The organism is Methylococcus sp. ANG (genome assembly GCF_040730495.1).
GTDB lineage: Bacteria > Pseudomonadota > Gammaproteobacteria > Methylococcales > Methylococcaceae > Methylococcus.
On the sequence record NZ_CP160399.1, the window covers coordinates 3,121,129 to 3,143,068 of the forward strand.

16 protein-coding genes are annotated in these 21,940 nt (G+C 64.1%); 11 read left to right on the forward strand and 5 right to left on the reverse strand.

The annotated features are described in order from the left end of the window. The first annotated feature begins 2 nt into the window (after positions 1-2). On the forward strand, positions 3-551 hold the full coding sequence (locus tag ABZN20_RS15200) for an NUDIX domain-containing protein (protein WP_218807933.1): 549 nt from the start codon (positions 3-5) through the stop codon (positions 549-551). Positions 552-587: 36 nt separating this feature from the next. Here ABZN20_RS15200 and ABZN20_RS15205 read toward each other — a convergent pair whose 3' ends face one another. Further along, positions 588-4,280: a pyridine nucleotide-disulfide oxidoreductase gene (locus ABZN20_RS15205; protein ID WP_367025793.1), complete on the reverse strand. Its 3,693-nt coding sequence runs from the start codon at positions 4,278-4,280 to the stop codon at positions 588-590. Between the two features lie 180 nt (positions 4,281-4,460). On the opposite strand from ABZN20_RS15205, the gene ABZN20_RS15210 reads away from it, so the two are divergent. Continuing rightward, entirely contained in the window at positions 4,461-4,802 is a 342-nt protein-coding gene (locus ABZN20_RS15210) for a hypothetical protein (RefSeq protein ID WP_367025794.1), read from the forward strand. After that, the gene (locus tag ABZN20_RS15215) at positions 4,799-6,568 is read left to right on the forward strand and encodes a putative bifunctional diguanylate cyclase/phosphodiesterase (RefSeq protein WP_367025795.1); all 1,770 of its coding nucleotides are present in this window, start codon (positions 4,799-4,801) and stop codon (positions 6,566-6,568) included. The genes ABZN20_RS15210 and ABZN20_RS15215 overlap by 4 nt, the downstream gene beginning before the upstream one ends. A 114-nt stretch (positions 6,569-6,682) precedes the next feature. Here ABZN20_RS15215 and ABZN20_RS15220 read toward each other — a convergent pair whose 3' ends face one another. Then, positions 6,683-9,583, reverse strand: a complete 2,901-nt coding sequence (locus ABZN20_RS15220; protein ID WP_367025796.1) for a PKD domain-containing protein — start codon at positions 9,581-9,583, stop codon at positions 6,683-6,685. Between the two features lie 285 nt (positions 9,584-9,868). On the opposite strand from ABZN20_RS15220, the gene ABZN20_RS15225 reads away from it, so the two are divergent. After that, the gene (locus ABZN20_RS15225; RefSeq protein WP_367025797.1) at positions 9,869-11,161 is read left to right on the forward strand and encodes a DNA recombination protein RmuC; all 1,293 of its coding nucleotides are present in this window, start codon (positions 9,869-9,871) and stop codon (positions 11,159-11,161) included. Positions 11,162-11,381: 220 nt separating this feature from the next. Here ABZN20_RS15225 and ABZN20_RS15230 read toward each other — a convergent pair whose 3' ends face one another. Beyond that, positions 11,382-13,292 carry a DCC1-like thiol-disulfide oxidoreductase family protein gene (locus ABZN20_RS15230; protein ID WP_218807927.1) on the reverse strand — a complete coding sequence of 637 codons (1,911 nt, stop codon included), beginning with the start codon at positions 13,290-13,292 and terminating at the stop codon, positions 11,382-11,384. Between the two features lie 178 nt (positions 13,293-13,470). Between ABZN20_RS15230 and ABZN20_RS15235 the strand changes: the two genes are divergently transcribed. The 4 genes from ABZN20_RS15235 to gloB all read left to right on the forward strand — a co-directional run bounded on the left by ABZN20_RS15235 (position 13,471) and on the right by gloB (position 16,533). Further along, positions 13,471-13,722 carry a type II toxin-antitoxin system CcdA family antitoxin gene (locus ABZN20_RS15235; protein WP_367025798.1) on the forward strand — a complete coding sequence of 84 codons (252 nt, stop codon included), beginning with the start codon at positions 13,471-13,473 and terminating at the stop codon, positions 13,720-13,722. Next, a complete protein-coding gene (locus ABZN20_RS15240) occupies positions 13,722-14,042 on the forward strand; it encodes a CcdB family protein (RefSeq protein ID WP_367025799.1) in 321 nt (106 codons plus the stop codon). The genes ABZN20_RS15235 and ABZN20_RS15240 overlap by 1 nt, the downstream gene beginning before the upstream one ends. 110 nt (positions 14,043-14,152) lie before the next feature. Continuing rightward, entirely contained in the window at positions 14,153-15,763 is a 1,611-nt protein-coding gene (locus ABZN20_RS15245; RefSeq protein ID WP_367025800.1) for a MutS-related protein, read from the forward strand. Next, positions 15,763-16,533: a hydroxyacylglutathione hydrolase gene (gloB, locus tag ABZN20_RS15250; RefSeq protein WP_367025801.1), complete on the forward strand. Its 771-nt coding sequence runs from the start codon at positions 15,763-15,765 to the stop codon at positions 16,531-16,533. Before ABZN20_RS15245 ends, gloB begins: the two co-directional genes overlap by 1 nt. Here gloB and ABZN20_RS15255 read toward each other — a convergent pair. Continuing rightward, on the reverse strand, positions 16,530-17,939 hold the full coding sequence (locus tag ABZN20_RS15255) for an amino acid permease (RefSeq protein WP_367025802.1): 1,410 nt from the start codon (positions 17,937-17,939) through the stop codon (positions 16,530-16,532). The genes gloB and ABZN20_RS15255 overlap by 4 nt on opposite strands. A 171-nt stretch (positions 17,940-18,110) precedes the next feature. Here ABZN20_RS15255 and ABZN20_RS15260 point away from each other — a divergent pair, with 171 nt between their 5' ends. Further along, positions 18,111-18,362 (forward strand): hypothetical protein, encoded by a 252-nt coding sequence (locus ABZN20_RS15260; RefSeq protein WP_367025803.1) that lies wholly within the window; start codon positions 18,111-18,113, stop codon positions 18,360-18,362. 107 nt (positions 18,363-18,469) lie between these two features. Further along, complete coding sequence (locus tag ABZN20_RS15265; protein ID WP_367025804.1) at positions 18,470-19,501, forward strand: cytochrome-c peroxidase; 1,032 nt, start codon at positions 18,470-18,472, stop codon at positions 19,499-19,501. 75 nt (positions 19,502-19,576) lie between these two features. Here the strand turns inward: ABZN20_RS15265 and ABZN20_RS15270 are convergent, their stop codons facing one another. Continuing rightward, positions 19,577-20,821, reverse strand: coding sequence for a hypothetical protein (locus tag ABZN20_RS15270; protein ID WP_255556596.1), 1,245 nt, complete (start codon positions 20,819-20,821; stop codon positions 19,577-19,579). Positions 20,822-21,195: 374 nt separating this feature from the next. Between ABZN20_RS15270 and ABZN20_RS15275 the strand changes: the two genes are divergently transcribed. After that, positions 21,196-21,939, forward strand: coding sequence for a hypothetical protein (locus ABZN20_RS15275; protein WP_367025805.1), 744 nt, complete (start codon positions 21,196-21,198; stop codon positions 21,937-21,939). The last annotated feature ends 1 nt before the right edge of the window (position 21,940 follow it).

Below are 21,940 nucleotides of genomic sequence, written 5' to 3' on the forward strand. Positions count from 1 at the left end.
CCGTGCCGGAATCGAATCCCTGGCGTCTGCTGAGCCGGCGGGAAATCTACGACAACCCCTGGATTCACCTCGACGAGGACCAAGTCGTCAATCCCGGCGGCGGCATCAGCCTGTACGGTCGCATCCACTTCAAAAACCAGGCGATCGGCATCATCCCCCTCGACGGGCGGGGCAATACCTGGCTGGTCGGCCAGTATCGCTATGTACCCGATGCCTGGTTCTGGGAGATTCCGATGGGCGGTTCGCCCGCAGGCGAATCCATCCTCGAATCGGCCCGGCGCGAGCTGAAGGAGGAAACCGGCCTCTCCGCCGCCTCCTGGCGGCTCCTCATGCGGCTCCACACCTCGAATTCCGTCACCGACGAGGAAGGCTTCGTGTTCGTCGCGGAAGACCTGGAGGAAGGCGAGCCGGAATTCGAGGAAACCGAAGACCTGCGTATCTGGAAGCTCCCGCTGGCCGATGCGGTCAGCATGGTCATGTCCGGGGAAATCACCGATGCCATCAGCGCGGCGGGATTGCTGAGATTGGCGCTGGATTCCAGCCGGACTTGAAAGCCTCGCGGTCGTCGCCGCGAGGCTTTCCATGACCTACCGGTTCATGAGCCACTCCAGCCAGAGCGCCGACAACTTCTCCTGCACCGAATTCTGCCGCAGCCTCGCCTGGAGATTCGGGAAATCCACGCGGTCCAGTTCCTGGTCCTGGTTGTAGCAGGAATACACGAAATACTCGCGTCCCGTTTCCGGGTCGACGTGTTTGCACAGGCATTGCGCGCATACGCCTTTCATCATGCACTGCATCGGCGAATTGATGGAGCCGATGGCGGCATGGTGAGGCTTGAGGTAGGGCGCCAGCAGGCCGTGGCGGGCATGCTTGACCGCTTCCATCATCCGGTCCGAGCCGATCACGATCATGTGGTCGACGTCGTCGAGATGGATGGGGGTGGGGCCGAGCTCGCCCTTGGCATAGGCCAGCATGGCTTCGACGATGTTGCCCACGAAGGACTTGTCGTCCGGGCGGGTCACCGGGATGGGGGTGTTGCCCTCGCGCTTGTCCACGGTCCAGACCAGCAGATCCGACGCGGCTTCGATTTCGTCGATCTTGAAGACGTCCTCGCTGTTGCGGTAGCCGGCGAAATAGATCACCTGGTTGCCGGCGCTTCGCAACGCCTTGCCGATCGAGAACAGCACCGCATTGCCCAGTCCGCCGCCAACCAGGGCGACGGTCTGGCCGGAGGGGATCTCCGTCGGCGCGCCGGTGACACCCATCACCACCAGCGGATCGCCGGGTTTCCATTGTGCGCACAGTCGTGAGGAGCTGCCCATTTCCAGCGCGATCAGCGAGATCAGGCCGTTGTCCTTGTCCACCCAGGCGCCGGTGAGGGCGATGCCCTCGGTGGCGAGCACCGTGCCTTCCACCACCGGGGCCAGCGCCTCGTAGTTCTGTACCCGGTAGAACTGGCCGGGCTGGAAGTGCTTGGCCGAGGCGGGGGCGCGGACGACCACTTCGATGATGGTCGGCGTCAGCCGGTTCACCGCCACGATACGGGCGGTCAGGGCATCGTCGATGACCGCCTGGAATGCCTGCAGGTTTCGGTCGCGGTGGGGCTGTTCCGCGGGGTCGAGCCGCTTCAGCTCCTGTTCGAACAGACGGACGATGTAGGGGTAGCCGTCCTTGGCGCTGGCCATGGCTTTCACCACGTTGCCGGCATAGACCGGATGGTTGTCGCCGTAGAAGGTGATGAACTTGCCGCCGCGGTGATAGGACGTGAATGGTGCCGGCTTGCCGATCTTGGGCCAGGCCTCGTCCTGTACCGGTACCAGACCGGGCGTCTCACCCACCCATGCGGGCTCGTGGCGCTTGTAGAACTTGTGGTCCATCTCGAAGGTTTCCGGATGCTCGGATTCGTAGATGGTGTTGGGCGAGGTGCCGGCGGCGATGAAGAGGCTCCGCAGCGGGACCTCGATTTCTCCGACGGGCTTCCAGCGGCCTTCCCGTTCCTCCAGCTTTTCGAAGCGCACCGCCTTGAGGTGGCCGTGGTCGTCTTCCAGCGCAACCAGCGGGCTCAAGCCTTCCGCCAGCACGATGCCTTCGTCCATGGCTTCCTTGATTTCCTCGTGGTTCTGCCGGTAAGCGGGCGAATCCTTGATGCCCTTGCGGTAGAACAAAGTGGCGCCGCCCCACCGATTCAGCAGCGGCAGGAAATCCGGCGTCTCGCCCGCGGCCTCGGCGCGCCGCCGCTCGGCCTGGATCGCCCGGCCGTGCGCCAGGAATTCGTCGAGTATCCCGATCTCTTCGGCGTCGTAGCGGGCGCGCACCGCGTCTTCTCCGTAGGCGGCGCAGAGCTTCTCGTAGCGGTGCAGGATCTTCTCGACCTGGACCGGATAATAGGCCAGCAGCTCGGTGGCGGTGTCGATGGCGGTGAGTCCGCCGCCGATGACGCCGGCCGGCAGCCGGACCTGCAGGTTCGCCAGCGAGGATTCCTTGGCCGCGCCGGTGAGTTGCAAGGCCATCAGGAAATCGGAAGCCTTGCGGATGCCGCGGATCAGGTTGTGCTTCAGATCGATCAGGGTGGGCTTGCCGGCGCCCGAAGCGATGGCGATGTGGTCGAAGCCCAGATCCCAGGCCTCGTTGATCGTGATCGCCCCGCCGAAGCGCACGCCGCCGTAGCAGCGGAAATTCCGGCGCCTCAGCAGGTTCAGGTAGATGACCTTGAGGAAGTTCTTGTCCCAGCGCACCGTGATGCCGTATTCCGCGACGCCGCCGAAGCCGAGCATGATGCGCCGGTCCAGCCTTTCGTAGAGCGCGCCGAAGTCGCGGATCGGCTCCGGCGGGCGGTGTTCGTCGCCGACCAGCTCCACCGGCAGCGGCTCGATCTTGAGTCCGTCGATGCCCACCACGCCGAAGCCCTCGTTCGCCAGATAGTGCGAGAGGGTGTAGCCGGCCGGTCCCATGCCGGCCACCAGCACGTTCCTACCGTTGTAGGGCAGGGCGTATGGGCGCTTGACGTTGAGCGGATTCCAGCGCGTCAGCAGGCTGTAGATCTCGAAGCCGTAGGGCATGAACAGCACGTCGGTGAGGACGTTGGTCTCGATCTGCGGAATGTTGACCGGCTCGGTCTTCTGGTAGATGCAGCCCTTCATGCAGTCGTTGCAGATGCGGTGGCCGGTGCCGGGGCAGAGCGGGTTGTCCACCGTGACCAGCGCGAGGGCCGCGATGTTGTCGCCCTGGCGCTTGAGCCAGTGCATCTCGGAAATCTTCTCCTCCAGCGGACAGCCGGTGATGTGGACGCCCAGCGGGTTGCTCTTGAAGCCGCCGTCCTTCTTGTTGCGCATGCCCTTGGAGCAGGAGTCGGTGTCCCGGTCGTGGCAGTAGATGCAGTGATCGACCTCGTACAGGACCCTGCGCTCCGGGAAGCGCGGATCGGTCAGGCCGAAGCCGTCGCGGCGGCGGTGGTGGCCGGGTTCGGCGGCCCAGACGCCGTATCCGTTGCGGTTTTCCACGACGTGGTGGACCAGGTGCTCGAAGTCGGTCCTGGCCGGAACCTTGAAGCTCACCCAGTCCTTGACGTGGGGTTTGAGCCGATCGTCGCGGCTGGCGGCGAAGCACCAGCGTTCGAATTCCCCGAGCAGGCCGGCGGCGAAATCGGCATCGCCCATGGCGGCCACATCCTTCCAGGCGGCGCCGCGCGGATGGGCGCCGATCTGGGCGCGAAGTTTGGCGATGCGGACTTCAGGCTCGGTGAGCGGGCCGCTGCCCGGCTGTCTCGCTTCCGCCTCGTAGTGCGCATGGAGATCCCGCAGCGCCAGGCCGAGCCTGGACACCGCCGCCTCGCGGTCCGAGGCCGCGTATTCCGGAGCAAAGGCGTCGACGAGAACGTCGATCTTCGCCGTCAGCCCGGCGACATCCCAGTCCGCAGTGGTCACGTTCTTGAAGCGGCTGGGCAATTTCGCCACGATTTCCCTACGGAAGCCGAAGATCGTAGCGAAGCTGTCCCGAATTTCGGCCATCTGCCGTTCGCGCTCCGCCTCCACGCCGAAGAGGCGGGCGACGAACTCTCCCACATGTGGAGCCATCTTTACCAGGAGTTCCGAGATGGCCTCGGGCGCCATGTCGGTACCGTTCGACGCACGGTAGTCCTGGAATGCTGCGATCAGATCGGGGTCCCGCTGCCGTGCCCAGTCTTCGAACGCCTCGTGCAGAAGCCGAAGCTTTTCGGGCTCGTGGAGGTCGGGGTAGCGGAAACCGGCTATGCCGAGGCCATGCATGGCGTCGTCGTTCATCGAGAGTGTCCCTGGAGAGAAATGTCAATACAATAACGTGTTGAAGGCCGTACCGCATAGAGGGGGCCGCGGATCACGGCCTTCGGCAAGGCCCTCCGTCGCCGTGGTGTTCTCTGCGTTTATATGCCACCGCCTGGGAGAACTTCAATTCGTCAGATTCGTTCCTGGGGAGATGAATCGATGAGCTTTGATCGTAATTTCAAACACTTGCTTCGGGTTCGGGTCAAGGAGTTCAACATACCCCCGATTTCCGACGGCGTCGTGCTCGGCCGCGAGGCGCCGATCGGTTGCGCGGCCTTCCGGAAGGCTCTGGAGCTTCTGGTCGTGTCGCCGTTCGAACACATCGAGCTGGATGACGATGTGATCGGCGACATTCTGGTCCGGCGTGCGTTTCTGCGCCGCGTTCCCCAGGATTATCTGGTCCAGTTCGTGCTCCAGCGGATCAAGCCCCTGATGGGATCGGAGGAGATCATGCAACTGGATCTCAACGCTGAAATTCTGATCGAGGATGAAACCCTGTGACTCTTGTCCGCGCCCGCGATGCTTTGTGCGACAGCAGGATCGTCGTTCGTGTCGAGGCCGACGCCCGCCCGCCGAGAGACCGCCGGAGTCCGGCGATTTATGCGGTTTTCCACACGGAGGAGCAGGGCGGTGGCGGCCTGTTTCTGGGGCTCGTGACCGAGCACCAGATCGCCCGGTTTCCCCAGCGGATTTTCGCCGACCTGATCGATCCTCGGGTGCCTCCCCCGGTGGCGTCCGATGTGCCGCTCGACCAGTTGATCCACGCCGTCGGCGATCGCGGCCAGACCCTTGGAATGCCCCTGGCGGTGCTCGAGCGCGACGGTTCGTTCGTCGGTGTGCTGACTCCCCACAGCATCGTCGAAGTGTTGCTGCAGCGTGAACGGCGGCTGCTGGAGGATGCCAGAAGACTCAATGCGGAGATCCGGAGCGAAGCCGAGAAGGCAATCGAGCAGCTCGACATCAAAGCGCATTATGACAGTGTGACCGGGCTGCCCAATCGCCAGTTGTTTTGCGAACGCCTGTTGCGGGCGATCGCCGCTCATGAGCGGGACGGCAATCCGGTCGTGCTCCTGTTTCTGGACATCGACAACTTCAAGCCCATTAACGACAACCTCGGTCATCTCGTCGGTGACAAGCTGCTGAGAGCGGCGGCGGAAAGGATCAGGGCCGCGGTTCGCGACAGTGATATCGTGGCGCGGATCGGCGGCGACGAATTCACCATCCTCTTGAACGGTGCGAAGGAAACGCTCAACGGCGCCCTGGTGGCGCAAAAAATCCTCGACGGCCTGGCGCAGCCTTTCGTGTTCGGAGAGCAGCAGGTCGTCGTCAGCGTCAGCATCGGCGTCGCGGTCTCGCCGACCGACGGAGACACGATGGAGCAGTTGCTGCGCAATGCCGATACCGCCATGTATCACGCCAAGTCGCGGGGCAAGAACAATTACCAGTTCTTTTCACCGGAATTGAACGTCCAGGCTTACCGGCGGCAGGAAATCGAGAGAAACCTCCGATGCGCTCTGCCCAAGGGAGAATTCAGCCTGAGCTATGCGCCCCGCGTGGATCTGCGAAGCGGCGGGATTGCAGCGCTGGAGGTATCGCCGTGTTGGCACAATGCCGAGCTCGGAACCGTGCCGCCGGACGATTTCATCCCCCTGGCGGAGGAGACCGGGCTCATCGTGCAGATCGGTGCCTGGGTTTTTCGCACCGCCTGTGCTCACGCGACGGTGTGGCGGGCCCAAGGGTTTCACGATTTGTGCCTCTCATTCAGGTTGTCGCCGCGCGAACTCGACGATCCGCAGCTCAAGGACAGAATCATGAGCGTCCTGGGGACCTGCGGCCTGGAGGCGGAGAATCTGCAATTCGAGATCACCGAGCGCATGCTGATGGCGAATACCGCGCACACCCTGGCCGTGCTGCGGGACCTCAGCAACTGGGGAGTCCGCTTTTCGGTAGGGGACTTCGGCACGGGCGATGCCTCCTTGCGGCGTCTCCGGCGGTCTCCGGTCGACGAACTCAAGATCGATATGTCATCCGTCCGCGACCTCGATCCCGATTCGGACGATGCAGCCGTCATCACTGCGATGATCGCCATGGGCAAGAGCCTGCGGATGGACGTCGTCGCCGCCGGCGTGGAAACTCCGGAGCACGTGGCTTTTCTTCTGGAACGCGGGTGCCGCCGGGGACAAGGCTGCCTGCTCGGGGAGTCGCTGCCGCCGGAGCGGATCGCCGCCCTGCTGGCGGGGGATGAGACAGGCTTTTTCGTCGCCTGAAAAAAGCAAGGCGTTTCCGGCCTCGAGTCGGAAACGCCCGGCAGAGACTGTGCGAGGCCTTACCGCTCGCGGCCGGCTTCTGGGCCGGCCGCGAGCGTTGCCAGTCCCGGTGTGCTACCGTTCGAAGCTCTTGCTCAGGCTGTGGCAGAGATTGCAGGCCACCGGCTGACCCGCGTTGACGCTGACGGTTTTTCCTTCCACCGAGAAGCTCCGGTCGGCCGCCGCGCGCGAAAGCACGGTCCCGAGGTGGTCGCTGCCGTGGCAGGCGCCGCAGGTGCCGCCGCCGGCCTGGCCGTTCTGGTTTTCCGCCAAGTCCCCGTGGGCATCGCCGTAGAAGCGTTTGTCGTTGACCAGATGCATGCCATGGGGGCCGCCCTGGGTGCTGCTCGACAGGCTGCCGGCGGTGTGGCATGTCGTGCACTCGGTGATCGTGCCGGTGTGGCCCTGCAACTGCACGGCAGCCAGGTTGTCGTTGGCGTTCGCCGTGGCGTTCGGCCACTCGGCGTGGGTCGCGCCGTGGCAGCCTTCGCACATCACTCCGCCGTGGCCGGTGCTGACCCGGTACAGCTTGGGGTTGCCCGCGCCGGGGTTGTCGAAGCCGTTGAACTGGGCGGGAACGGCCGGCTCGGCGAAACGCTTGTTGGTGGGCACGATGGGCGTCGCCTTGGCATCGCCCGTGCGGAAGGCCTGGCGCAGGCGGATGCCGTCCTTGTTGCCCTTGCTGTCGACCTTGTTGGCGATCACGTTGGCCGAACCCGCGAGGTTGCCGTTGGCATCGCCGGTATGGCAGGAGCCGCAGCCGGGTTCGTTGGCCCAGGGTACCCTGGGCTGGCTGCTGGCCGGGTCGTAGAAGTTGCCCTGGTTCAGCACGAAGGCGCCGGGATTGCTTGGGGAGACGCCGGTGGAGAAGTCGGCGCCGACCTGTTTCATGTCGCCGTGGCAGTCGCTGCACAGCATGCCGCCGTTGAACATGGCGCCGCGCAGGCACTTGGTTTCCTTGCCTGGATGGCACTGGTAGCAGTTCTGCTCCAGTGCCGTCAGGCGTTCGGCCTGATTCCGGATGGCGCCGGTCGCCGGGTCCTGGTCCGGCGCCGGAATGGCCGTGAACAGGTTGGTGAAAGAGCCGTGGTGGTTGTGCATCACCCGCGAGTTGCTCTGGTGCGCCACCTGGTTGCGGCCGTTGGCGGGGCTGCCGACGGCGCCGGCTTGCGGGCCGACCTGGGCCAGGTCCAGGGCCGGGGTGTAGTGGCAGCTCTGACATACCACCGGCTTGTGCTGTACCACCGCCTTGTAGGTCAGGCAGTTGGCGTCGCCGTTGGGTTTGGCGGCCAGGATGTCACAGGGCGCTTTCGTTCCGGTGGGATCGGCGTAGTTCGCGCCCTGGCGGAGGTCATGCAGACGCAGGATGTTGATGTCGGCGGCGTACTCCACGCTGACCTTGCGGGGGTTGTTGGTGTCCGGGTCCTGGACGCTGGTGGCGACTTCCAGGCCGGCTCCCCGCAATGCCTCGGTCGGCCAGCTCGACCGGCTGCCCGTCACGTCGGCGGGATCGGAGTGGCAGTTGGTGCAGCTCGCTTCGCTCGATACCGGGAGCACCGTATCCACCGTGGCAAGCACCGTATCGCCGCTCTTCGCTTGCACCCTCACCAGCGGGAACGGGTTCTGCCGGCCGAAGTCGTCGAACGGCGCCATCGGGATACCGGCCGCCTCGAACCAGTTGACGCCGTTCGCCACATAGCCGAAGGGGAAGTTCACGAACATCGGCTTGTGGGTGTAATGCTCTTCGACGCGCTGCGGAACGTTGGCCGCGTACGGACCGGAAAATCCCGGCATGCCGTGCTGGGCGACGGTGAGCTGCTCGTCGCCGCTGTTGACCTTGCCGTCACCGCCGATATAGAGCGTTTCCGCGTTCGGCACGGGCAGCCCCTTGTCGGCGGGCACCAGATCGCCCAGTTTCGTGCCGGCCGGAAGGTTCAGCGGCGGCTGGTCCAGCGGCGGATAGAAGGCATCGTAGGCGCCATTGGCGAGGCTGCCCCAGAAGTTGGTCTTGAAGATCGTGCCGTCGGCGCCGATGCCGTCGAACAGGTCGTTCCGGGACAGGATGGGGTCTTTGGGATTCGATACCGCCGAATAATACAGCTCGACCCCCTGCGGATTGATGACCGGTTTCGCGCCTTTTTGGATGACCTGTCCGAGCATCACCTGGAAGGGTGGCAGGATGTTGACGATGCGGGTGTCGAGATCGACGCAGTGCATGCCCAGGTCGTTGACGGCCAGCACACTGTAGCTGTTGCTGGTGACCTTGGATTGTTCGGGCACCGGGGTGGTGACCTTTGCCAGCGAGCCGACGCTGGTGGAATTGATCGAACCGCCGGAGGAGGCGGGCGGCGCGGCGACGGTGACCCGTACCGTGTCGGCGGCGCCGGCCGCGCCTTTGTCGTCGGTGACGGTGAGCGTGAAGACATACGTACCGGCGGTCAGGGTGACGCTGGGGCTGACCGTGTCGGTGGGATCGGGGTTGCCGGTCCATTGGTAGGCCGCGATGCTGCCATCCGGATCGGACGAGCCGCCGCCGTTGAGGGTGACGGCGACGCTGCTCTGGCCCTGGGCGAGGGTGACGGACTGGTCGGGGCCCGCGTTGGCGATCGGCGGCTGGTTGGGGGTGCTGCCGGAGCAGTTTGCGGGAGCATTTGCCACATCGCGTTCGGTCGCCGAGTCCTTGGAAGTCGCGCGAACGCGGCACGGCACCGCCGCCGGTTTCGAGAGCGTCTTGCTCCAGGCGCCATTCTTGTTGGCCGTTGCCGAGGTGAGTTTCGCATTGGTCCTGGCATTGGACAGGGTGACCGTGGCCCGGTCTTCGCTGGTCCCCGCAAGGCTCAGGCTCTTGGTCTTCGCATTCCAGGACGCCGAGGTGATGGTCAGGTCCTTGGCCTGGACCATGCCGGCAAGAGCGGCAATGGAGACGGCGAGGACGCTCGCCATCCCCTGTTTGAAACGGTGGTTTGTCGTATACATTGTGCGGTCCCCTTCTTTGTCCGTTCGGGCGCCGCCGCGAGAAACGGGCGGTACCCGCTTTTTGTTGTCGATGCGCCGACAGGATGTCCCCGAGCCCAATGTGCCGGCCCTGGAAAGATTAGACTATTTCCATATTGATAAAAGGTAATTGATTTGACTGAAGGATTTGCTTCGTATGTTGCTGTTGCAGTTCTCGCAGGGATCGTTCTGCCGTTGTGGCTGTGCCTGTTTCTTTGTTTGCGCCAAGGGCGGCGGCTGGCGTCGATCGCATCGGAGCGCGAACGCATGGAGCGCCTCCTGCGCGAAGAGCTGAACCAGCTCCGCGCCGAGATCGGCCGGGCTGCCCGCGACAACCGCGAGGAAATCGGCGGGGCGATCGGCCGGTTCCAGATGGCGCAGCAGGATCAGGCCGAACGGATGCGGCTCCTGGTGGACGAAAAGCTCGTGCGGGTCCAGGCCGATGCCCGCGAGGGACGGGAGGAAATGGGTGTGGGGCTGAAGCGTTTCGGCGAAGTGCAGAAGGAACAGCTCGACAGCGTCGGATTGCTGCTGAAAAACCAGCTCGATGCCCTCGCCGGGACGAACGAAAAGAGTATCGAACGCCTGCGTCTCACCATCGAGGAAAGGCTGCAGGCGCTGCAGAACGACAATGGCCAGAAGCTGGAGCAGATGCGCCAGACCGTCGACGAGAAGCTCCACAACACCCTGGAGCAGCGGCTCGGCGAGTCGTTCAAGCTGGTCAGCGAGCGCCTGGAACAGGTGCACAAGGGGCTGGGGGAGATGCAGAACCTCGCTTCCGGCGTGGGCGACCTGAAGCGCGTGTTGACCAACGTCAAGACCCGCGGCACCTGGGGCGAGGTGCAGCTCGACGCCCTGCTGGAGCAGATATTGACTCCGGAGCAATACGGCAAGAACGTGGCGACCCGTCCCAATGGCGCGGAACGGGTCGAGTTCGCGATCCGGCTACCCGGCCGCGACTCGACCGATGCGCCGGTGTGGCTGCCTATAGATGCCAAGTTCCCCATCGAGGATTACCAGAAGCTGCTGGATTCCCAGGACAGCGCGGACCATGCAGGCATCGAGGCGAACGGCAAGGCGCTGGAGCAGCGCCTGAGGAACGAAGCCCGCACCATCCGCGACAAGTACGTCGAGCCGCCGCATACCACCGACTTCGCCATCCTCTACCTGCCGATCGAGGGGCTGTACGCCGAGGCCCTGCGCCGGCCGGGCCTGGCCGAGATCCTGCAGCGCGACTACCGGGTGACCCTGGCCGGCCCGACCACCCTGGCCGCCATGCTGAACAGCCTGCAGATGGGGTTCCGTACCCTGGCGATCGAGAAGCGCTCCTCGGAGGTGTGGACCATCCTGGGGGCGGTCAAGACCGAGTTCACCAAGTTCGGTGACGCCCTGGCCTATACCCGCAAGAAGCTGGAGGAAGCGACGAGCTCGATCGACAAGGCGGAGACCCGCACCCGCGTGCTGACCCGCAAGCTCAAGGACGTCGAGGCCATCCCGGCGCAGGAGGCGGGATGGCTGCTGCCTCAGGCCGGGGAGGCGGATGAGGCCCCGGCGGACTGAGCGTCTGTCTTGAAAAAGAAGATGGAGGATCGTAGGGCGGATAAGCGGCAGCGCATCCGCCAAATTCAGCTTCGCTGCTCTTCGAGTCAGCTTCGCTGCTCTTCGAGTCGGCGCGGAGGTGGATGCGCTACGCTTATCCACCCTACCTGAGCGGAGAATTTTCCTGATTTCAACTGATTGACTTTGCTTGAATAGATTTTTCAAGACAGGTTCTGAGCGCTCAGTCGGCGCTCAGTGCCTCGAGATCCCGGTCCAGTTCCAGCCGCATGTCGCCATTACGCCACACCGCCCGGCCGACGTTTTCCCAGGGCTGGCCGAGGTTGTACCGGCGCAGGCCCGGCTCCCAGTCCATCGGCGCCTTCACGGCCTTGAGCTTCAGGACGAACGTGGTCCGGTTCAGGTCCAGTCCGAGCCGGGTGCCCCAGAAGGCGGTCACCTTGCGCACGAATTTGTCGAGCCGGCGCCGATCCATGTGCCTGGTCACCGCGACGTTGGCCCACATGGAATGCACCCGTCCCCAGTTCGGCGAAACGATGCGGCCCTCCTCGTCGACGAATGGCAGCCAGTGTTCCTTGCCGTCGGCGTCGAGATAGGTGATCCCCAGTATGTGCTCGTAACCCTGGAAATGGTCGTGCAGGTAGAGCGGATGCGGGGTGATGCCCAAGAACGTGTGCGAGGCCGAAATCAGCGCATTGCTGAGCATCGTCAACACCTGTCCGGCTTCGTTGGCCTTGGTGTCCACGCCTAAGCGGTAGAGGATGGCGTAGTGCAGGGTGCAGTTGAGCTGCAGGATCAGCACGACGACCAGCATCCGGCTGATGCGGTTGGCCCGCTGGCGCAGGTTGCCGCCGACCCACAGGGCGATGCGCTGGGCCAGGTCGGGCTCCGTCCGGCTCGGCGCCGGTGCGCAGGACGCGTCGCAGCCCAGCCGGACGCGGCTGTCGGCGATACGCCGGTAGACCCGGTCGGCGATGGCGTTCAGGCCCGGCAGCAGCATCGCCAGTCCGATGAGTGCCGGATAGCGCATGGCGACCAGGATGTGGGCGTAGGTCGCCACCCCCGAGTAACGACGTCCTTTGCGGTCGACGGCGTAGAGGTCGCCCAGCAAGTCCTGTTCGGGAACGTCCTCGAGGGCCGGTGCCGTCGCGGCATGGGTCTGCAGTCCGCGGAATTCCACGGCGCGGAACACGTCGAAATGCTCGACGGCGAGGACGGTCTTCAGGCACAGCGGGCAGCGTTCGTCGTAGAACACCTGCAGCACCGGTTCCGCCGGGCGCAGGGTTCGCCCGAGGGTCCGCCACCAACGGAACGGCACCATCAGGAAATAATGCACCAGCATGCCGAAACCGAACGGGTAGATGTTCAGCGACACGATGATACCCGCGTGCAGCGACATGCCGGCCAGCATCAGCGGCACGCGGAAGCGGCGGAAATACAGCAGGAACAGGAAGGCGAACTGGAACGCGATGATCGTGTAGCCGATCGCCCGCTGCAGCGGTTCGATCTCCAGCAGCCAGCTCATGTCCAGCGGCGACATGTAATAAGGCAGCGAGGAGGGCAGCCAGGGCCCCAGGCCGTTGCGCCAGAATTCGGCGAACAGCTTGTGGATCACCGAATCGAAATAGATGAAGCCGAGGGATACCGCCAGCGGCAGGAAATAACACAGCACCGGCACCGTCTGCGGCAGGGCGTAGCGCCGATCCACCGTCGAATGGCGCCAGGCCAGGCGCAGCCGGTCCAGCGACCAGGCGCGTTCCGAGGGGAGGAAGATCAAGAACAGGCTCGACCCCAGCATGAGCTGGTCGAAGCCGCCATCGAAATCCTTCCACATCGGTGTGAATACCGTGAACGCCAGCCAGAACAGGTAGTTGGCGATGGCGGCGAGCCGGGTGTAGAGCCCCAGCGCCAGGCACAGCGCGGCGATGCCCCACAGCACCAGGAACAGATGGACCGAGGGCGAAGCGACGTCCAGGTAGGGCACCGGATCGAAGATCAGTTGGCGGAAGTAATACAGGAAGCAGATTTCCTGGAACGCGACCAGACCGAACGCCATCCGGAACAGGCCGAGGCCGGTGGCCGGGACCTGCTTTTCCAGGCCGCGCCGAACGAGATTGAACAAGGCTTTTTGCATAGGGGCTCTTCGAGGGTTCGCCGGATTTTCCGGCGCCCGGTGCGGGAATTCGGGCGGCTAATGGTATGCGGAGGCGGGGGTTGCCTCAAGTTCGGATCGACGGGCGTGACTGGTCCGCGCTTCGGGTTGGATGCGCAACATCGACTTTGCGCATAGAATGCGCATTCAGAGGTGCTCTATGAAAACCATCGTTCCGTCCCATGTTCGCAAGCGCCCGGTCAATCTCAGTCTCAACGAGGAGCTGGTGGCCCAGGCCCGTCAGTTGACCGGGAACCTGTCCGGGGTCGTCGAATCCCTGCTTGCCGAATTCGTCGAACGCGAGTTGCAACGCCGGCGCGAGCAATCTCGACGCGTCGAAGCGACCGTGGCCTTGTGGAATGACTTCGAGGAAAAACACGGTTCTTTTGCCGACGAGTATTCGACGCTCTGATGGCTCAGTTCGATGTCCACCGAAATACCGGCCCGCACAGGGATGCCATCCCGTTCGTGGTGATCGTCCAGTCGTCGCTCTTCGACGATTATCGGCGCCGGGTCGTGGTGCCGCTGGTGCGTCGGGACCGGCTCGGTGCGGTTCCCGATATGGGGTTCAATCCGGCCTTCACCGTCGAAGGCGTCGATGTCGTTCTTCACCCGCTGGAGATCGTGTCGGTGCCGGTCGCCCAATTGGGAGGGCGGGTAGGATCGTTATCGGATGTCGGAGACCAAATCATCGGGGCCATAGAACAGATGCTGAGCCGAGCTTGGCGGTAAGCTGCATCTGACAAAAGGACGGCGGAGAGGATGGCTGAGCCTGCGGCTTTTGCCTTCCTTTGCCCAACCGGTTCAAAATCGCGCTTTGTCAGTCGAGCGAGGGCGGTGTAATGGAATCCATCAATGTCCGGGGCTACCCGACGATTTTAAGGTCCGACAGCAAGGAACCGCCCAAGATCCCTTCGGTCGCGCCGGGGCGGACCGGCGAGGCGGCGCTGGACGAGCAGGCTTTCCGGGTCATCGAGGTCGACAAGCTGTTCGAGGCCGCCGACCATGCCACCACGGCCATCGGGCGAGCTGTCCTGTACCGCTCCCTCGCGCAGCCGCCGGTCGATGCCGGGCTGATCCGCGCCAAGCAGGATGCGGTGCGGGAACTGGAGGAGAACGGAGAGCTGCGGGCGGGACTCGAAGTCCTGTTGGCCGAAGCCGCCAAGCTGGAAGGGGAGTTCTACAATCTGCTCTACGCCCAGTTCCTGGGGCTGATCAGTTCACCTGCGCATCCCCTGGAAATCGACGGCTACGGCTACGCGACCTATATCAAAGGCACGCGCTTCATGCTCGACCTGGTCGAGCGCGCCAACCGTTTGCCCGAACCGGACAGCGCCTATCTCAAGGCGCTGGTGCGGGAAGTCCGCGATTTCGCCCGGTCACGGGCCTACGCCCTGATGAAGGGGCCGGTGTACCGGACCGAGAAGCGGGTCTGCACCCGTGCCGAGAAAGGCTGGCTCACGCCGGGCATCCGGTTCCGTCCGTCGCTGTTCAAGCCGGTCGGCCTGACGGTCACGGTGCTGCTGTTTCTGGCCGCGATGGAGTTTTTGCCGTTTGCGCTGGACATTGCGGCGTCGATCGCGCCGGTGTTCTGGCTGTTCCTGCTGCCGATCGGCTTCGTCTATGTGCCCATCGTCGGCGGCATGGACCGCGACGGCATCATCTATCCTCTGCGCGAGGTTTTCCGCCGCTCCGAGGAGGTGCAGGCCACGCTGGATACGCTGGGCCAGCTCGACGAACTGATGAGCTTCATCCGGTTCCGCGAGGCCTTCGGGCATTTCATGACGCTGCCGAGCATCCTGGACGGGGAGCGGCACCGGATGTCTCTGCGCGGGGTGCGCAATCCGGTGCTGGCCAAGAGCAATCCGCTCTATGTGCCCAATGACATCGATCTGACGGAGCACCGGCTGACTTTCATCACCGGTCCCAACAGCGGCGGCAAGACCGCGTTCTGCAAGACCCTGGCGCAGGCCCAGATCCTCGCCCAGGCCGGCTGCTACGTGCCGGCGGAGCGGGCGGAGCTGACCGTCGCCGACCGGGTGTTCTACCAGGTGCCCGAGATCAGCCATCTGGCGGACGGCGAAGGCCGCTTCGGCACCGAACTCAAACGGACCAAGGACATCTTCCTGGCCTCGACGCCGCGCAGCCTGGTCATCATGGACGAGCTGTCGGAAGGGACGACCAACGAGGAAAAGATGGACATCTCCGTCGCAATCCTCGACGGGTTCCGGGAGAAGGGCAATACCACGGTTCTCATCACCCACAACCACGAACTGGTGGACGTCTACCAAGGGAAGAAGGTCGGGCTGGCGCGGCAGGTGGAATTCCGCAATGAACAGCCGACCTATCGATTGATCGAGGGCGTGTCGCGGGTCAGCCATGCCGACCGCATCGCCAGGAAGATCGGGTTTTCCAAGGAAGACATCGCCAGATACCTGAAGGGCAAGCCCTGATGCTCGAAATCGTTCAAATTCCCGTGCTCGAAGACAACTATGTCTATCTTCTCCACGAGCCCGACAGCGGCGCCACCGCGGCGGTGGATCCGGCCGTTGCCGGGCCGGTGCTGGAGGCGCTCGATGCCAGGGGCTGGCGGCTCAGCCACGTACTCAACACCCATCACCACGGCGACCATGTCGGCGGCAACCTCGAGCTCAAGGCGGCGACCGGCTGCGCCATCGTCGGTGCGGCGGGAGATCGCCATCGCATCCCGGGAATCGATGTCGCGTTGAAAGACGGCGAGGAATTCCGGCTCGGTTCCGCATCGGCCCGGATGCTGGAGGTCCCGGGGCATACCTCCGGCCATGTCGCCTTCTGGTTCGAGGACGATGCCGCCCTGTTCTGCGGGGACACTCTGTTCGCGTTGGGCTGCGGCCGACTGTTGGAGGGTAGCGCAGAGCAGATGTGGCGCTCCCTGGAGCGGCTGCGCGCGCTGCCGCCGGAGGCTCGGGTCTATTGCGCCCATGAATACACGCTCGCCAATGCCCGCTTCGCCGCCACGATGGAGCCCGGCAATGCGGCTTTGCGGGAACGCATGAGCCGGGTCGAGACGTTGCGGCGTGACGGGCTGGCCACGGTGCCCTCGAGCCTGGACGAGGAGCTGGCGACCAACCCCTTCCTGCGGCCGGAAAGTCCGGAGATCAGGCAGGGGCTGGGGCTCGTGCAAGCGCCGGATGTCGAGGTGTTCGCTGAAATCCGGCGCAGGAAGGACGGTTTCCGGGGTTAATCCGCCGCCTGTTCCGCCAGCTTGCTATGGCGGTAGGAATAGGCGAAATAGATCGTGATGCCCACCGCCAGCCAGATCACGAAACGCAGCCAGGTCAGGGTCGGCAGAAAGGCCATCAGGGCACCGCAGGACAAAGCGCCCAGGATCGGAAACCAGGGCACGACCGGCGTCTTGAACGGCCGATCCAGATCCGGCCGGGTGATGCGGAGCATGATGACCCCAAGGCAGACCAGGACGAAGGCGAACAGGGTGCCGATGTTGACGAGTTCGGCCAGTTCGCCCAAGGGGACGAAGCCGGCGACCACCGAAATGAAGACCCCGCACAGGACGATGACCCGCACCGGCGTCTGGGTGCGGCGGTTGACCGTGGAAAACCACGGAGACATCAGCCCGTCGCGGGACATGGCGAAGATGATTCGCGTCAGCGCGTAGTAGAGCACCAGCATGACCGTGGTCAGTCCTGCGATCACTCCCGTGGCGACCAGCCCGGAAGCCCAGCGGATGCCGAGCAATTGCAGCGCATGGGCGACCGGCGAGGAAACGTTGAGCTCGGTATAGGGCACGATGGCGGTGAGGAGTCCCGCCACCAGGATGTAGATCAGGGTGCAGAACACCAGCGAGCCGATGATGCCGATCGGCACGTCGCGCATCGGATTGCGCGCTTCCTCCGCGGCGGTGGACACGGCATCGAATCCCACGTAGGCAAAGAACACGATCGAAGCCCCGGCCATCACGCCGATCGGCTTGCCGTCGACATCGTGGCCGAACCAGCCGAAAGGCATGAACGGGTCCCAATGGGCGGGATCGACGTGGGCGCTGGCGACGGCGACGAACACGGCGATGGCCAGTACCTTGATCGAAACCATGACGGTGTTGAGGCGGGCGCTCTCCTTCACGCCGACGATGAGCAGGGCCATCAGCAGGAAGATGATCGCGGAGGCCGGCAAGTTGATGATCCCCCCTTTTTCCGGCGCCTTGGTCAGATAGTCCGGCAATTCCAGACCGACTGCGGCCAGCGCGTTGGCGAAATAGCCCGACCAGCCGTTGGCGACCGCGGCCACCGAGATCGCATACTCCAGGATCAGATCCCAGCCGATGATCCAGGCGATCAGTTCGCCGAAAGCCGCATAGCTGTAGCCGTACGCGCTGCCGCAGCCGCCCACGCAGGCCGCCAGCTCGGCGTACGCCAGGGCGGCGAAGGCGCATGCGGTTCCGGCGAAGACGAAAGACAGAACCACGGCGGGGCCGGCTTGGGTCGCGGCGGCGATGCCGGTCAGCACGAAGATGCCGGTTCCGATGATGGCGCCGATCCCGAGCAGGGTCAGGTCGAGCGCCCCCAGGCAGCGCTTGAGGCCGCTGCCGGTGCAGTCGTCCGTGGAAACCTCCTTGGTTCGAAAGATTCGCATGTCGCCTCTCCGTATTCTTTGGATGTTTGGGGCGATTATGCCTGAACCGCAGTATCCGCCGAACGGCGCTCGCGGTCTACGGCAGGAAATGTTGCAAGACGTTGAAATTCTCCGCTCGGGCACCATGTCAAACCTATGAGGCGCCCGCGATTCCGGGCGAGGAGAATTCTGATGACTATCGAAATCACGATGTATCTGCTGTTTCTGGCGGTCGGCTTCGGCCTGGGCGTCGTGGTGAGCCTGAACGTGTCCGCGCAGCGGCTGGAGAAGAGAATGCAGCGGCTGAGCGAGCCTGCGCCGCCGCCGCATGTCGAGATCAACGTCAGCGAAGATCTGGTGGCGCGCTATCTGGACTCGTTCGATCTGGTCGCGATACCCAAGGATCTGGTCGTGCGGGCGGGACAGGCGCCGACCCGGCACTGACTCGGCTGTGGGGCGGTTGCAAACCTCCGCGTAATTCCCTATAAGAACGCGCTGGACCCGGCGATGCCGCCGTTTGAAAACAACACCACACCGAGGAGGAAGTCACCATGTTCACTCTACGTTTGCTGACCTGCACCCTGGCCCTGGCCGGAGCGTCGGCGGCGGTTGCCGACTGGCAGGCGCTGCCCGGCAAGGCCCCCGAGCCCGCGGCCAATCCGAGCACCCCGGCCAAGGTGGAACTGGGCAAGATGCTTTACCTGGACCCGCGCCTGTCCTCGACCGGCACGGTCTCGTGCAACTCCTGCCATAACGTGATGCTCGGCGGCGAAGACAACCGCGGCGGATCGGTCGGCGTCCACGGCCAGGTCGGCGGACGCAGCGCGCCGACGGTCTGGAATTCCGCCTTCAACTCCGTGCAGTTCTGGGACGGCCGCGCGCCCAGTCTGGAAGCGCAGGCCAAAGGACCCGTGACCAATCCCATCGAGATGGGCATGAAGAGCTGGGACGACGTCGTGGTCCGGCTCAAGGCCATTCCGGGCTATCCGGAAGCTTTCGCCGCCGCCTTCGGCGGCGGGGACGCGGTGACGGCGGACAACGCAGCCAAGGCCATCGCCGCCTACGAGCGCACCCTGATCACGCCGAACAGCGCCTACGACAAATACGTCACCGGGGACAAGACCGCCCTGACCGAGCAGCAGGTGCGGGGCATGAACACCTTCGCCGAGACGGGCTGCTCGAACTGCCACAGCGGGCCGGCCTTCAACGGTCCCACCCTGCCGGAGGGAACGCCGTTCTTCATGAAATTCCCGACCTTCGAGAACGGCATGTTCGAGGCCAAATACGGCTTCACCCAGGACAAGGGCCGCGCCGAGGTCACGAAGAAGACCGAGGACGAACATTTGTTCAAGGTGCCGACCCTGCGCAACGTCGCTCTGACCGCCCCGTATTTCCACAACGGCAAGGTCAAGACGCTGGACGAGGCGGTGCGGGTGATGGCCAAGCTGCAGCTCAACAAGGACTTGAGCGATCAGCAGATCGCCGACGTGGTCGCCTTCCTGAACGCCCTGACCGGCGAATTCCCCAAGCAGCAGATGCCGCAACTGCCCGGCTTGCCGAACAAGACCTTCGACTACAACTGATAAGGTCCGTCCGGTTTTCGGCGTACGGAGCCAGCCCCCCGGGGCTGGCTTTTTTGTGACGGACGCCCCAGGGAGTCAAGGGTCGGTGTAAAGTGAAAGCCGGTCGATACGCTCGTCGATGAGCTGTTTCAGCCGTTCGAACTCCGGGCTGTAGACGTCCCGGAACCGCTCGAAAAATTCGGCGCCGCGAAGGCGTTCCGGCAAATCCCCGACATTCGGCATGAAAACCGCATCGTCGGTGCCGGCGGCCAGAACGCCCTGGATGCGGCGGGCGTAACGCGGCTGGGCCGCGCGCTTGCCGAACACCGTGCCGGCGCGGTTGGCGGCCAGATCGGTAAAGCTGAACCCGCTGCCGCTGTGCGTGTCGTTCAATTCCTTGATCAGGCCGATGGCGTCGGTCAGGGTGCGCTGGCCCGCCAGGGCCAAGGCGGCGGAGGTCATGAAATGCCTCCCGAGGTCCTGCCGCCCCTGCAGCAGCACGGATCGTACCGGCAACGGCGGAGCATCCCCCTCCGGGCCGCTCATCAGATCGTAGCCGTTCACGTAGGCCGCGAGCAGCAGAATGACCGCCCGGTTTTCCGCCGCCGGATCGGCTGCCGCGGACCGCTGTTCCGCCAGAGTGAACAGCGCCCGCATCAGTATTCCCAGGCGCACGAAATGACGGGTATTGGATTCGCTCAACGCACCGGCGAGCCGGTCATGATAGGCTCGGATCCGTTCGGGGCCGGCGGTTTCGACGATCAGCGCGCCAAGGCGCCCGGTCGTCCGGGATTCGCCGGCGAAAGTCAGTTCCAGCTTCCCGCCACGGATATGCGCGGACAGGATGAGGCCTTGATCGCCCGGCACGTTCCGCAGCAGCCCCTTCCTTTCCAGTTGGCGAATCACGAAGGCATTCACCGCTTTGGACGGCAGGGGGAGCGACCCTACCCGCAGGCTGGTCACGGCGGGCAAGGGATCGCCGTCTTCGACGGTCAGCCGGACGTTCAGAAACCGGTCCGCCACGTAGGGGAGCCGTAGGGTGGCGGCCGCCGTCAAGCAGTTCCCTTCCATCTCGGTGCGGACGGCGCCCTCGAGTTTCTTTCGGGCCATCAGATCGTTGATTGCGGTTTCGATGTCGCTGGCCGTCAACTCGACCGTTCTTGCTTCTCCTTCACGCTTGCGGACATTCAGCAATTCCTGTCCGTCATAGGCATGGGAGGTTGGGGTCGGAGCGTTCACCAGCGGTTTCGGGTCCAGGGCGGACCAGAGTGCCGCCACAGGCAGCACGACGAGAGCGGCCAAGACGGCGCGGACGATAGCTGCTCGGCTGGGGCGTTTCACACGGTTTCGTTGTGGGAGGCGAGGATGCCCATGGGCGGGCGATATTTCCGTTCGCGGGGATATTAACAGAGTGGGGACGGTCGAACGGTTGCGACGCGGAACCGGCGAATCGCCAAGATAGTGCCGGGCCATGGGAATCGCAAGTGACACCGCGGCTCGCGGGCTAGGTGAAAAGCCTTGGCATGGTGAGTGAATTCACACTGAGGAGTGAGTGTAATGACTCACAAAGTGAGCGAAATGCCGCACTCCGTGATGGCCGGTAATAGGGATGTGTCGTTTTATCATGTGGTTGCAATATGGTGGGCTGTGGCACGCTTAGTGTCTCATTCAGTGGGCTTCGCCCTTTTGAGAACGCATAGTTGAGAGAGATAACAATGTCCAATACGAACAAATTTCTGTCATTGTCCCTGCTGAGCGCGGGAATCGCACTGAGCGCCGGCCAGGCCCACGGCCACGCCGGTTTCCAGGCTTTCCCGGACGGTTCGTCGGTGAAGTACATCGAAGGCAAGACCGTCTATCCGACGGCGATCATTCCTCACGACTGCAGCGAAGGCGAAAAGCACTTCCCGGTCGTCGAGGTCGTCGTGATGCCGCCGCAGGGGCACACCCTGAACCGCATCGCCAAGCCGGTTTCGGGTCAGCCCGTCCAGGTCATCGAGAACGCCATGATGTGGGACTGGGGTACCGCGCTTCCCTCGATGACCGCCGGGTTCGGCAAGGTCGAAACCCGTAACGGCCCCATTCATCCGAGCGGGGAAGGTGTGCGGGCGATGGTATGGAAGAAAGGCAACCTTCCCGGCACCCAGTACGCCGGCTTCCCGTTCCGTGCCAAGGCCGGCTGGCAGACGAAGCTCTTCCCCGCCGACGCCTGTGTCAACCAGGCGGTGTATTACATGCCTACAGTCCAGTACTGCAGCAAGAAGAAGGTCGAGGCTTGGCTGCTGGAGGGGACCCCGAGCTTTCCCGTCTCTACCTTGGGCGATGCCAACGGCGCCTCCCCGTCTGTGACCGTGGTGCGCGATACGGCCAGCAACCCGTTGCCGGACGGCTGCACGTCGCCGGAAACCTGGTACTTCTACCCGTCTTCCAGCGACATCGATCAGTTCATGTATCGCTGAT

Coding starts and splice junctions, on each gene's coding strand:
- ABZN20_RS15205 (WP_367025793.1), bottom strand. CDS start 4,280: ATGAACGACGACGCCATGCATGGCCTCGGCATAGCCGGTTTCCGCTAC.
- ABZN20_RS15210 (WP_367025794.1), top strand. CDS start 4,461: ATGAGCTTTGATCGTAATTTCAAACACTTGCTTCGGGTTCGGGTCAAG.
- ABZN20_RS15220 (WP_367025796.1), bottom strand. CDS start 9,583: ATGTATACGACAAACCACCGTTTCAAACAGGGGATGGCGAGCGTCCTC.
- ABZN20_RS15225 (WP_367025797.1), top strand. CDS start 9,869: ATGGAGCGCCTCCTGCGCGAAGAGCTGAACCAGCTCCGCGCCGAGATC.
- ABZN20_RS15230 (WP_218807927.1), bottom strand. CDS start 13,292: ATGCAAAAAGCCTTGTTCAATCTCGTTCGGCGCGGCCTGGAAAAGCAG.
- ABZN20_RS15235 (WP_367025798.1), top strand. CDS start 13,471: ATGAAAACCATCGTTCCGTCCCATGTTCGCAAGCGCCCGGTCAATCTC.
- ABZN20_RS15240 (WP_367025799.1), top strand. CDS start 13,722: ATGGCTCAGTTCGATGTCCACCGAAATACCGGCCCGCACAGGGATGCC.
- ABZN20_RS15245 (WP_367025800.1), top strand. CDS start 14,153: ATGGAATCCATCAATGTCCGGGGCTACCCGACGATTTTAAGGTCCGAC.
- gloB (WP_367025801.1), top strand. CDS start 15,763: ATGCTCGAAATCGTTCAAATTCCCGTGCTCGAAGACAACTATGTCTAT.
- ABZN20_RS15255 (WP_367025802.1), bottom strand. CDS start 17,939: ATGCGAATCTTTCGAACCAAGGAGGTTTCCACGGACGACTGCACCGGC.
- ABZN20_RS15260 (WP_367025803.1), top strand. CDS start 18,111: ATGACTATCGAAATCACGATGTATCTGCTGTTTCTGGCGGTCGGCTTC.
- ABZN20_RS15265 (WP_367025804.1), top strand. CDS start 18,470: ATGTTCACTCTACGTTTGCTGACCTGCACCCTGGCCCTGGCCGGAGCG.
- ABZN20_RS15275 (WP_367025805.1), top strand. CDS start 21,196: ATGTCCAATACGAACAAATTTCTGTCATTGTCCCTGCTGAGCGCGGGA.